The organism is Bartonella sp. AU16XJBT, assembly GCF_028618665.1.
Lineage (GTDB): Bacteria > Pseudomonadota > Alphaproteobacteria > Rhizobiales > Rhizobiaceae > Bartonella.
In genome coordinates this window covers 1-13339 of sequence record NZ_JAQITF010000021.1, presented here as the reverse complement: position 1 = coordinate 13339, position 13339 = coordinate 1, and the positions used below count along the sequence as shown (strand labels likewise).

7 protein-coding genes and 1 pseudogene are annotated in these 13339 nt (G+C 36.4%); 6 read left to right on the top strand and 2 right to left on the bottom strand.

Translation table 11 applies throughout. The features are described from left to right. The first annotated feature begins 2 nt into the window (after positions 1–2). Positions 3–416, top strand: coding sequence for an SMI1/KNR4 family protein (locus PVV66_RS08460; RefSeq protein WP_273719366.1), 414 nt, complete (start codon positions 3–5; stop codon positions 414–416). A 644-nt stretch (positions 417–1060) separates the two neighbouring features. Here the strand turns inward: PVV66_RS08460 and PVV66_RS08455 are convergent. After that, positions 1061–2269, bottom strand: a pseudogene (locus PVV66_RS08455) (type ISP restriction/modification enzyme); the annotation flags it as partial. Positions 2270–2448: 179 nt separating this feature from the next. Between PVV66_RS08455 and PVV66_RS08450 the strand changes: the two are divergent. The 5 genes from PVV66_RS08450 (at position 2449) to PVV66_RS08430 (ending at position 12099) form a co-directional block, all read left to right on the top strand. Next, the gene (locus PVV66_RS08450; protein ID WP_273719365.1) at positions 2449–3615 is read left to right on the top strand and encodes a site-specific integrase; all 1167 of its coding nucleotides are present in this window, start codon (positions 2449–2451) and stop codon (positions 3613–3615) included. 209 nt (positions 3616–3824) lie between these two features. Beyond that, positions 3825–4025: an AlpA family transcriptional regulator gene (locus tag PVV66_RS08445; protein WP_273719363.1), complete on the top strand. Its 201-nt coding sequence runs from the start codon at positions 3825–3827 to the stop codon at positions 4023–4025. Positions 4026–4123: 98 nt separating this feature from the next. Next, positions 4124–4954, top strand: a complete 831-nt coding sequence (locus PVV66_RS08440; protein ID WP_273719362.1) for a toprim domain-containing protein — start codon at positions 4124–4126, stop codon at positions 4952–4954. Continuing rightward, positions 4951–6567: a YfjI family protein gene (locus PVV66_RS08435; protein WP_273719361.1), complete on the top strand. Its 1617-nt coding sequence runs from the start codon at positions 4951–4953 to the stop codon at positions 6565–6567. Before PVV66_RS08440 ends, PVV66_RS08435 begins: the two co-directional genes overlap by 4 nt. Positions 6568–7113: 546 nt before the next feature. Next, positions 7114–12099 carry a type ISP restriction/modification enzyme gene (locus PVV66_RS08430; protein ID WP_273719360.1) on the top strand — a complete coding sequence of 1662 codons (4986 nt, stop codon included), beginning with the start codon at positions 7114–7116 and terminating at the stop codon, positions 12097–12099. Between the two features lie 778 nt (positions 12100–12877). Here PVV66_RS08430 and PVV66_RS08425 read toward each other — a convergent pair. Beyond that, positions 12878–13339: SMI1/KNR4 family protein (locus tag PVV66_RS08425; protein ID WP_273719359.1), on the bottom strand; the 462-nt coding region annotated here is incomplete at its 5' end.

Sequence of the window (13339 nt, the reverse complement as noted above, 5' to 3'; positions counted from 1 at the left end):
TTATTAATTTTGGTACTCAAGATAATGCACCTGATGAGGTGCGAATTAAAACAGCTGAGAACACTCTTGGTTTACAATTTACCTCTTCCTATAAGAATTTTTTAAAAAATTATGGAGGAGGAGAAATTGGAGGTGAAGAAATATTCAGTATTTATGAAATCTGCGCAGGTATTCCTGCTGGTGATATTGTTTACCGAAATTTGCTTGATAGAAGAGATGGCTTTACGGACCCCAAACAACTTGTTATCTGCACAACTGATTTTGGTGAAACCTTTTATTTTGATTATACGCAGTTTCGGGATGGAGGGTGCCCACTCTATCTTAAGTTTCCACTTGACGATTCCCAATATTACGCAAGTAATTTTTATGAATTTCTCTGTAAAAGAATTAAAGAGTATGCAGGGGAAAATTCATGAAAACCTATACCTTAGATGATGTTATACAACTAGTTGATAAATAGGATAATTGTTATTTATAGTCTGTTATGAAAACATCTAAAGAGAGAATAATAATTATAGAAATCAGCAAAATACCTTTTAATAGACTTTTGTCATTTTTGTCAGTTCTTTTTAGAGCCTATATTATTTTTTTAAATGAGAGAAAATTAAAATCATTATATTTCAATGTGTTAAGATTTTACAGATCTTTAAAAAACAACCTCTATTGATAATACAACCTCTAAATTCAATCAATAATATATGTTTTGAGGGGGGGGTTACGGTTTTTACACCTTCAAAATCTATAAGAAAAATGAATATACATAACTCTCTTTAAACAAAGCTTTTGAAAACAATAAAGCACTCATTTTAGATTACGGTATAATCTTTTAAAGGCAATGTAAAAAAATCTAATTCACTTTAAGAGTGGATTTCTTAAAAGTCTTAAAGCAATCCAAATGAGAGTATCTAAAAGTGCAAGTTTCTTCTTTTTAGAATAACGCATGATAAATTATCCTTTTAAAGATTGTATGTAAGCAATGTATAAAGGGGGTATAGACTGTTATAAGACCCTATACCCCTTGTAAGGTTAACATACCCATTATGTGAGCATGCTTTATAAGTTATTCAGTTTCTCTTATTTCTAATTTTGGTAAGTTTTTTACGATTTTCATTGTTTCTAAACTTACGGTAATAACCTTTTGAAACAACTCTAGAGGATAAGCAGGGTTGCCAACGGTTTCAACGGCATAGCGATTGGCATCATTGACAATACCACTCTTTTTATCAGTCTTTACACATTGACGCCCCATAACCCATTCAAGAGCAGGTCTACCATTGACGATATACTTATAAGCTTCAAGAGGGATATCTGTTATTGTGATATTGCTATTGTAAAAAACAGTGGATTTATCTTTTATCTTATTTTCACTAAAGAATTTCATTTCTGTAACATAGTAAAATTCTTCGGGAGTAGAGATCTCTGTAACTTTTGGATTACCTTTTTTAAAGGTCACTGGATAAGGTTCCACATCTTCATAATTTACGTGCAAATGCCCCAGTTCACGCCCTGCTGTCACAAACTTCCAAAAATCATCAGAACTCTTTACACAAGGGATACGAGGCAATTCTTTAGAGAGGTTATCAGCATAACGGGCGCGATAATCTTCCGAATGAAGTAAACCGTAAACGTAATAGAATAGATCATCTTTAGTGATTTTTTCATTAGGATAAGCCGTTTTAAAATGGTCTAGACCTACATCAGTAATGGCATCACGGCGTTGTAAACCAGCTGTTTTGTTTTCCTCTATAGAGTTTGTAAATAAATGAGTTTGTTTTTTATTCTCATTACCTACAGAAGATTTAACATTTTCATACAGGTATCGTGGAAAGCATTGACCATTCTCTATTACCTTAAAATCAGGCACAGTCTTACTCATAAATACAGAAAAGTCTTTCATTGACCCTATGCCGGTAACGTGTATTACTTTATTTTCAACTGTTTGTCCCATAGGAAATATATGCGGCATTTGAAAAACTGATTCATTAAAGGTGCGATTATAATAGAGCCACTGTCGTATAAAAGGGCGATAAAGGCTTTGAATAAGGCAATTATTCTCAAATTTGGAAAATTTGCTTCTTATCAATTCTTGTTTGAGAGTAGTACTCCAACTGATTTTTGTAGCATCAATGTTAATAAAATTGTTTACAATTTTATTACGTGTTTTACGGTCAGCATGAGGACAGGTATCTTTAAAACTTTTTACTTCACTATTATAAAAAGTAATCATAGCACTCATATTTTGTATTAAATCTTTATGGCTTGCATTATATGTTCAAGATATTGATTTATAATGATAATTTACTGCTTTGCATATTGAATGAGAGTCTCGAATAACGTAGGATTCTCTCATTTCAAACCTGCTTATCTTGAATCAATCAAAACCACTCATTTGCACATAACAAGTGGGATGAGTGTGTGGATAAAATTTGTATAAGAAAGGATTAAAAAATGGCTCTTATGAACCGTCTTAATGCAAGATCTGTCGCAACATTGGGGGCTGGCAAATATAATGATGGTGCCGGCTTGCTTCTTCATAAGCGTAAAGATGGAGGTGCTCAATGGATTTACCGTTATACTATTCACGGACGTCGTCGTGAAATGGGATTGGGTGCTTTAAGAGATGTTTCTTTAAAACAAGCCCGTGAATTGGCAACTGGGTGGCGTTCTGTTTTACGTGAGGGTCGTGACCCTATTAAAGAACGCAATAAACAAAAGCGTGAAGCAATAAGCAATCTCCATTATTTAAAAGATATTGCCGTGGATGCTTTTGAAACTCGTAAAGCTGAACTCAAGAATGATGGTAAAGATGGAGATTGGTTTTTACCATTACGCCTTCATATTCTCCCTAAATTAGGTTGTCTGCCGGTTTCTGAGATTACCCAAACAGAGATACGCAACACTATTGCCCCTATCTGGCATACAAAAGCTGTTACAGCGCGTAGAGCTCTCATTCGTCTCAATCTTTGTCTCAAACATGCGGCTGCTTTGGGTTTGGATGTTGATTTACAAGCAGTAACAAAAGCACAAGCTCTCTTAGGAAAACAACGCCATAAAATCAAAAACTTACCTGCAATGGATTGGAAAGATGTTCCCGCTTTTTATAAAACGCTTTGCCAAACAACAAACCCCACACAACTGGCTTTGCGTTTGCTTATCCTTACAGGGGTTCGTACCAATCCCTTGCGTCATATTCGTGAAGATCAGATTGATGGAGATATATGGATCATACCTGCTGAAAATATGAAAGGAAAGCGCGATGCTACAACAGAATTTCGCGTTCCCTTATCATCAGAGGCAATGAAAGTGATAGAACAAGCCCGTTGTATCTCTAAAAGTAATTTCATCTTTTCTTTTTCTAGTCGGGCTCCTATTTCACCTATGGTTATGTCAAAGTATATGAGAGACAATAACCTTGAAGCCTGCCCCCATGGTTTTCGTTCTAGTTTACGCAATTGGCTTGCTGAAACAACCGATGCCCCTTATGAGGTCGCTGAAACTATTCTAAGTCATACAGTTGGGGGGAAAGTAGAGCGTGCCTATCGTCGGACTGACTATCTAGAACAGCGCCGTGTCTATATGGATAAATGGGCGGCTTATGTCACCGGTCAATCTTAAGATATGGGGTGCATAACCCCATTATCTGTTGATAACTTTAGCTCTCTTCTCTCTCATTCTCTCTCAATAAGACTCATAATTTATCACATGAGAATTTATATGATAAAATATTGTTTTTTATAAATAAAATACCTTCAAAAATGAACCAAAATGTGTTTAATAAATAGGCATGATTTGTTTCTATTTTTTGAGAATGAAAGGATTTTAGAATGACAGAAAATGATATTCTTTTAACAGACCATGAAAGTGCAAAATTGCTTCATATGAGTGTCTCAACTTTCCGCCGTCATGTCACCAATGGCTCTCTCCCAAAACCCTTAAAATTTGGTTTTTTATCCCGTTGGTTACAGTCGGATCTCTTGAATGTAATCGAGCAAGCGAAACAGCAACGTTATAACGACGTGGCATAAAAAAAACCTTGTCACGTAAGGACGGACAAGGCTTTCTCAAACTCATCAATCTAGAGATAGCACAATCCGTCCTGTGACGCAACGTTATAGGATTTAAAATGATGTGTTCTTTTAAGAATGCGCGGGGTATTACACGTGCTGTGCCGGGAGTTTGGCATGGGCGTTATGGAACAGCCCGTTGCCCTGCTCATGATGATAGGCTGCCTAGCTTATCCCTTGCCAATGGACATGATGGACGTCTTTTACTCTATTGTTATGCTGGCTGCTCTTTTAGAGAGATCATACAAGCGCTTATTAGAATTGGATTGCTTGGAAAACAAGCTTATGATCATACGCTTTCTTTCTCAAAACAGTTTTGTGCTGATCTTAAACGAGCAAAACACAAAGCAGAAACCTATTTACGCATGCGGGGGATCACATGTGAATTGCCTGCTGATTTACGCTTTCATGACAAATGTCCACACCCTTTAGGAATGACATTGCCCGCGTTGGTAGCGCTTGTTAAGGAGGCTGGTTCCTTTGCCATTCATAGAACCTTTTTACAAACCAATGGCTGCAAAGCAGATCAGAAACCAGCCAAAGCCATGTTGGGGTCTGTTATGGGCGGTGCTGTGTATTTAAGTCAAGAAAATTCAAAACATCTGGTTATTTGTGAAGGCATTGAAACCGGTCTGTCTCTACTGTCTGGTTTATTATCAGAGCCCGTTAATTTATGGGCATCTCTTTCCACCAGTGGCATGATGCGTGTGAATTTACCCCCGATAAAAGGACGTCTGACAATCGCAATGGTTGGGGATGATGCGGGTCGTAAAGCAGGTTTTACCCTAGCAAAGCGTGCTTATAGCCAAGACTTTGAGGTCTTTATCATGCAAGCCCCCTACGGTCTAGATTTCAATGATGTTTTGATACTGAAAGGTATAAATAAATGAGAGAGAATAACAACAATATTGTCGATACCAACAATCAAAATGTTTCATTCAATGATAACGATAATGCTTTTTTAAATGATAAGACTTGTTTAGAAGCCATTCCTTATAAACAAGCATTGCAACAAAATGGTTGGGGCGAAATAAAGCCTATCACGGCGGCTCTCTTACCCGTCGAGCCTTTTAGCTTATTACAGTTGCCAACGCCATTAATGAACTATGTTTATGACGTTGCGGATAGCCAACAAGCCCCTATGGATTTTATTGCTATCTCTGCTCTCTGTGCCTTGGCTGCTGTCATTGGCAATGGCGTGCGGGTTGCACCAAAACAACATGCCAATTGGAAAATTGTTCCTAATCTCTGGGGTATCATTGTGGGGGAACCTTCGACCATGAAAACAGGTAGCATGGACGCTGCTTTAGAACCTCTTTATGCCTTTCAAGAGGAATGGCATCAAGAGTGGGTAAAGAAGAAAAAACAGCAAGAAACAAAAGAGATTCTTAGTGAATTAGATAAACGAGAAAAGAAAAAACAAGCCTATAAAGCACTCAAAGATCAAGATGAAGAACAAGCCCTTGCTCTTCTTTCACAAACTCTTGAACACAAAGAAAGTGAGGAAGATGATAGTTCTATAAAACGACGTCTTATCGTCAATGATGTGACTGTCGAAAAGCTTGGGGAACTCTTAAAAGAAAACCCCCGTGGTCTCTTGTTGGTGCGTGATGAACTGGCTGGTTTTTTAGCCAATTTGGAAAGAAAGGAATATCAATCAGACCGTTCTTTCTATCTAACAGCTTTTAATGGCAATAAGTCATACACCTATGACCGTATAGGGCGGGGAACCATTTTTATTCCCAATGCAACTGTCTCTATTATAGGGGGTATTCAACCTGCACGTATTATTCCCATTATTCAAGACATGCACCGTGGAATAAACGATGATGGTCTTATGCAACGGTTTCAAATGCTGATCTTTCCCGATGAACGACAAGAGCAGTTATGGGTTGATAGACCTCCTAATCAAAAGGCATGGGAAAGTTATCAAGGGGTTTTTCGTTCTCTTTATGATAAACCGTTTGGATCACCAAAATATCCGATAACCATACGCTTTTCTGCCGAAGCCCAAGAGATCTTTCGTAAATGGTGGGAAGATTTTCAGAAAAGAATAAAGAATGGTCATTTCTCATCAAGTTTAAAAGCACATCTTTTGAAAATGAATCAAACCATACCAACCCTTGCATTGATTTTTGAACTGGCTGATGGTGGGCGTTTTGAAATCAATAGAGATGCCCTTGAAATAGCCTTGCGATGGGAAAAATATTTGTTAAGTCATGTCAAAAGGCTTTATGCGGCGGCGGATAGCTTAGCAACAGAGGGGGCAAAATTAATTGTCGAACGTTGTGATTGTTTACCCGATGTTTTTACAACAAGGGATATTTATAAACGTGATTGGAAATGTTTCAAAGATAATGGAGCCGTTAAGCAAGCTTTAGAGCTTTTATGCCGTTGTAACTATATACGTGAAATCTCTGGAGACAAGAGCTCACAAGGCGGTCGACCTACCATACGCTATGAATGGAATCCCTTAGTGACAAGCCATAAAACATCACACTGAGGCAATTTGGAAATCTTATAGAACATTAACAATATAACAGTGAACTCTTCAAAGCACTCCCCATTATGAGTTTTGGGGGTGCTTTTTATAGGTATTATTTTATTTTTTTAATTAGAAATAAAAGTTATTATATTTCAATATGTTAACGTTTTAAAGAAACAGCCTATATTAAATACAATCTATAAATACAATCTATAATATATATAAAAAGGGGTTTTGTAGGGGTTTTGGGGGGGGGGTAAGAACCTACAAAACCTCTCTATAAAACTTATCAAAATACTTACTTTGATATCTTAAAAGCACATAGTTCATTTGTCTTTTTTATCATAAAACGAATAGCAAATTTCACTATTTTGCTGATCTTATTCCGTGTCATGGGCTGTTGATAAACAACCTTTAAAAACCCCTTTTGAAAAAATATCCGCTTTTTTTATCAGTTTTTTCCCATTTTTATCGATATTTGCTTTAAGTGCATTTGATTGAATTCGTTTTGATTCTTTTGATGGTTATTGATCATCTCTTAAGGCAAGGGATTTTTATTACAATATGCTGCAATCTGTTAACTCTGATAATGAACAAGTCACTTTACGCTCTCTGTTGGAATATTATCGCGAACAATCAAAATCACCCCGTGAATTAGGAACCATGTTTGAAAACCTTGTAAAGGTTTATTTAGCTGAAGACCCGTTGCAAAAGCAAGAATACGAAAAGGTTCAAACCTATTATGAATGGGCGAAAGAGCATGATGAAGATGGAACGGATATTGGGATTGATCTGGTGGCTACAATCCGTGATGAAGGTGGTTATGCGGCTATTCAATGTAAATGCTATGACGCTTCTCACATAATTAAAAAAGAAGATATTGATAGCTTTATCGCTGCCTCGGGCAAAAAAATCTTCACCCGTCGCATACTGGTTGATAGCACCGAAACAGATTGGAGTGACAATGTTGAACTGACTTGTGAAGGACAAGAGGTTCGTATTCAACGTATTAACCTTTTTGATTTGGAAAGCAGTCAAATCGATTGGGGCGCTTATAAAGAACAAGGACAAGCCGTCCTTAAAGAGAAACCAAAGAAAAAGCTTTTAGATCATCAGAAAGAAGCCCTTGAGAAAGTCTGTGAGGGTTTAAAAGAAGCAGACCGTGGCAAGCTGATTATGGCATGTGGTACGGGTAAAACCTTCACCAGTCTTAAGATAGCAGAAACCATAGCAGGAACTGGCAAGCGTGTATTGTTTCTAGTGCCCTCTCTTGCTCTTATCTCTCAAACAATCCGTGAATGGACAGAAGATACAGAAGTGCCTTTGCGTTCCTTTGCTGTGTGTTCGGATACACAAGTGGGAAAGCGTCGTAAGAATAATAAAAATGATGATGAAGCTGGTCTCGATGCATCAGACCTTGTTTTACCGGCTACGACCGATGCCAAAGAGCTTGCGCGTAAAGCCAATAAAACTTCTCTTGATGTAATGACTGTGGTCTTTTCTACTTACCATTCAATCCAAGTGATTTCGGATGCGCAAAAAAAGTATGATTTACCCGAATTTGATCTGATCATCTGTGATGAAGCACACCGTACCACTGGAGCTGTGTTAGGAACAGACAAGCGTGAATCTGAATTTATCAAGGTTCATGATAACAGCATCATTCGGAGCAAAAAACGTCTGTACATGACGGCAACCCCTAAGATCTTTACCGACAAGCTGAAAAAGAAGGCTGACGCATCTGATGCTGTTCTGGCGTCCATGGATGATGAAGAGCTCTATGGAAAAAATCTTTACACTTATACTTTTTCAAAAGCTCTAAAAGATAAACTTTTAACACCCTATAAAGTTATCGTCTTGGCTGTTGATGAAGCAATTATTAACGCAACGATTCAGAAACGCCTTAAAGATAAAAATTCCGAACTTATCCTTGATGATACAACCAAAATCATTGGCTGCTACAAAGCACTTTCCCAAATAGAAAAGAAAGAAGAAGATGGCATAAAACCTATGCGTCGTTCTCTGGCTTTTTGTAAAAATATCAAGACGTCTCAACTAGTTAGCGAACTATTCAATGATGCCATTGATGAATATCATAAATTTGTTCCCGAAAGTAAGACTTCTCTTATCTTTGATGTTAAGCACATTGATGGATCTTTTAATGGCAAAAATCGTAATAAATTACTTGATTGGCTTAAAGAAGATACAGATGAGAATAACTGCCGTGTGTTAACCAATGTCCGCTGTCTCTCTGAAGGAGTCGATGTCCCTGCTCTTGATGCGGTTATGTTTTTACACCCGCGTAAAAGTCATGTGGATGTGATACAGGCGGTGGGGCGCGTGATGCGTCGCGCAGAAGGTAAAACAACAGGCTATATTATTTTACCCGTTGGTATTCCCTTTAATATTCCACCACAACAGGCTTTAGAAAACAATACGAAGTATGATGTCATCTGGCAAGTTCTCAATGCTTTGCGTGCTCATGATGACAACTTTAAAAACAAAATAAAAGCCTTAGAGCTAGACCAAAATGTTCGTCATGTGTTTGAGATTGTAGGGGTCACTTTTGACCCTGCTTTACAAGCAATGACCGCTGTTGTTGACGAACTCTCTTTCCACGCAAAATCGGAAAGTGTTGGGCTTCATATTGGTTCAGTAGCAAGTGAAAGCTCTTATAAATATGGAGGACAAAAAGAATTCGAGTTTTATGTTGATGAATTATCGCGTGCTATTAAGCCCATCATTGTCAAAAAATGTGGAGAGCCTAATCAGTGGGGAAATTGGGCTGGCAATGTAGCTGCAATTGCACAAAATCATATTATTCGTCTTAAAAGCATACTCGCTGATAAAAAGAGTGAAGCTTATCGCGCCTTTCATGCCTTTCATAAAGAATTAAAGAACGGTTTAAATGACAGTATCGAACAAGAGGATGCACTCGAGATGTTGGCGCAACACCTTGTGACACGACCTATTTTTGAATCCTTGTTTGATGGAAATGAGTTTGTGAGTAAAAACGCCATCTCGCAAGCTATGGAAAAGATCTTAAGAGAACTTGATAAGATGAATATCAAAGACGAATCCAAAAATCTTGAAAAGTTTTATCAAAGTGTAAAGGATGATACAGAGGGTATTATTGAAACGCGAGCAAAACAGAATCTTATTATCAAACTTTACGAAGATTTTTTTACCAAAGCCTTCAAAAAGACAACAGATAAACTTGGGATTGTTTATACGCCTATTGAAATAGTTGATTTTATCTTACATTCCGTCAATGATGTTTTAGAGCAAGAGTTTGGACAAAGCTTAAGTTCTCGAGGCGTCTCTATTCTTGACCCTTTTACTGGAACTGGAACCTTTATTACACGACTTTTACAATCTGGACTGATCAAACCAGAGGATATGGAATATAAATTCCGTCATGATATCCATGCCAATGAAATTGTCTTACTTGCCTATTACATAGCAGCGATTAACATTGAATCGACTTATCATAGTCTTATGAAAGGTGAATATATACCCTTTGAAAGGATTTGTTTAACCGATACGTTTCTGATGCTTGAAGAAAAAGATTTCTTCACACACTATATGTTTGAGAATTCGGAACGGTGCAAAAAACAGCAGGAAACAAATATCCAAGTTATCGTTGGCAACCCTCCTTATTCCGTAGGGCAAAAAAATGCCAATGATAATGCAAAGAATACCCCTTACCCGATATTAAATGACCGTATTCGTAAAACTTATGCTGCTCAATCTAAAGCAAGTCTTAGGCAAGCACTTTACGACAGTTATATTCGTGCTATTCGCTGGGCTAGTGACCGTATTGGTAATGCTGGAGTAATCGGCTTTGTTTCTGGTTCTAGTTATGTAGAAAAGCCAACAATGGATGGTTTACGAAAATCTTTAGCCAAAGAGTTTACGAGTATTTATGTGCTTAATTTACGGGGGGATATACGTAAAAATATGTTAAGTAATGGAGCTGCTCAAGAAGGTGAAAATGTTTTTGGCAATGGTAGTATGACCGGTATCGCTATAACGCTCTTTATCAAAAAGCCCAATGTGACTGAATCATGTAAAATTTACTATCACGACATTGGTAGTAATCTTACAACTAAAAGGAAACTTGAGATCCTTGACGAATTTTGCAGTATTGATGGTATTACCCATGAACAAGGCTGGCAACTCATTACACCAGACAAGCATGGTGATTGGCTTGGTCAACGTGATGATAGTTTCAAGGCATTTTTATCTATGGGGGATAGAAAAGAACGTAATAAAAAGCTTTTTAAAAATTTTTCTTGTGGTTTAAAAACTAATCGTGACGCTTGGGCATATAATTCAAGCTGTATATCTCTTGCAAAAAATATGAGTAATATGATTAGTTTCTATAATAGCGAAGTAGAGCGTTTTAATAATACTTATGCACATTCTGATCGCAAAACACGTATAAATGCTGTAGATAATTTTGTTAACACGAATACAAAAAAAATTAGCTGGAGCCTTAAGCTAAAACAACAGTTAACAAAAGGAAAAGTTTTTAAATTTGAAGAGACATGCCTTATTCAAAGCCTATATCGTCCTTTTACGCAGCAATGGCTTTATTATAATCGCATCTTTAATGAAGCAGTCTGTCAAATACCATATATGTTTCCCATGGAAGATGTTATTTTAAATAGGGTGATACAAATTTCTTCTGTAGGGGCAAGAAGTGGATTTTCTGTTTTGATGACAAAAAGTTTACCTGATTACTATGCAATAGATAATGGACAATGCTTTCCAAGATATTTTTACGAAGACACTCCAGTTTCAAAAAGTAAAAGTGAAAAACAATCCCATTTATTTATGCATTCTACAGAAGAAAGCACAACTGTTGGTTTACAACGCCGTGATGCTATTACTGATGAAGGTCTAGACCATTTTAAAGCTGCTTATCCGAGTGAAACCATAACAAAAGATGATCTATTCTATTATGTTTACGGTTTACTTCATTCGGAAGATTATCGCGCCCGTTATGCTGACAACCTCTCTAAAGAATTGCCTCGTATCCCTTGCGTAAAAACTGCTGATGACTTTTGGAAATTTGTAACAGCAGGGCGTGAACTGGGTCATTTGCACGTGAATTATGAAAGCATAGAACCTTATCCCGTGACCTTTAAAAAGGGCAACCCAAAACAGACAGAGATCTCTAATCCCGAAAAATTCTATTATGTAACTGAAATGAAATTCGCAAAAGCAGCTAAAGAGAAAGGAAAATCCGAAAAGGATAAATCAACTGTTTTTTACAATAGCAATATTACCATGACAGATATCCCTCTTGAAGCTTATGAGTATATCGTCAATGGAAAACCCGCTCTTGAATGGGTTATGGGGCGTCAATGTGTAAAGACAGATAAAAAGAGTGGTATTGTGAATGATGCCAATCGTTATGCTGTTGAAACCGTTGGCAACCCTGCCTACCCTTTAGAATTATTTCAAAGGATTATTACCGTAAGTTTAGAAACAATGAAAATTGTAAAAAACTTACCAAAATTAGAAATAAGAGAAACTGAATAACTTATAAAGCATGCTCACATAATAAGTATGATAAACGCATAAGGGGTATAGGGTCTTATACCTATAGGTTCTATCCCCCCTTTATACATTGCTTACATACAATCTTTAAAAGGAGTGTTTATATGCGTTATTCTAAAAAGAAATCATTTGCACTTTTAGATACTCTACTTTGGATTGCTTTAAGACTTTTAAGAAACCCACTCTTAAAGTGAATTAGATTTTTTACATTGCCTTTAAAAGATTATACCGTAATCTAAAATGAGTGCTTTATTGTTTTCAAAAGCTTTGTTTAAAGAGAGTTATGTATATTCATTTTTCTTATATTACTTATAGGTTTTGTAGGTTCTTAAAACCCCTTTAAATATATATTATAGATTGTATTTATGGATTGTATTTAATATAGGTTGTTTCTTTAAAACATTAACGCATTGAAATATAATGATTTTTATTTTTAATTAAAAAAATAAAATAATACGTACAAAAAGCACCCCCAAAACTCATAACTATAATGATCTTGATACATTTCATATGAGTTACAAGCTATCTTTTGAAAGGCTTTAAGGATCATACGCTTTTCATAAGACACGTGTTAATCACTCAATAAAAATATAATTTTATCTTTTAAAAAGAACTAATCAAAATAACAAAAGCCTATTAAAAGGGATTTTTCTAATCTCTATAATTATCAATCTCTCTTTAGATGTTTTCATAACAATCTATAAATCGCAATTATCCTATTTATCAACTAATTGTATAACATCATCTAAAGTGTAAGTTTTCATGAATCTTCCCCTGCGTACTCTTTAATTCTTTTGCAGAGAAACTCATAAAAATTACTTGCGTAATACTGGGGATCGTCAAGTGGAAACTTAAGATAGAGCGGGCACTCTCCATCCCGAAACTGAGTATAATCAAAGTAAAAGCTTTCACCAAAATCAGTTGTGCAGACAACAAGCTGTTTGGGATGCGTAAAACCATCTCTTCTATCGAGCAAATTTCGGTAAACAATATCACCAGCAGGAATACCAGCACAGATTTCATAAATACTGAATATTTCTTCACCTCCTATTTCTCCTCCTCCATAATTTTTTAAAAAACTCTTGTAGGAAGAGGTAAATTGTAAATCGAGAGTGTTCTCTGCTGTTTTAATCCGTACATCATCAGGTGCATTATCTTTAGTCCCAAAATTAATAACATGACTATGCATATCAATATATTGTGCAACATCATCTAAAGTATA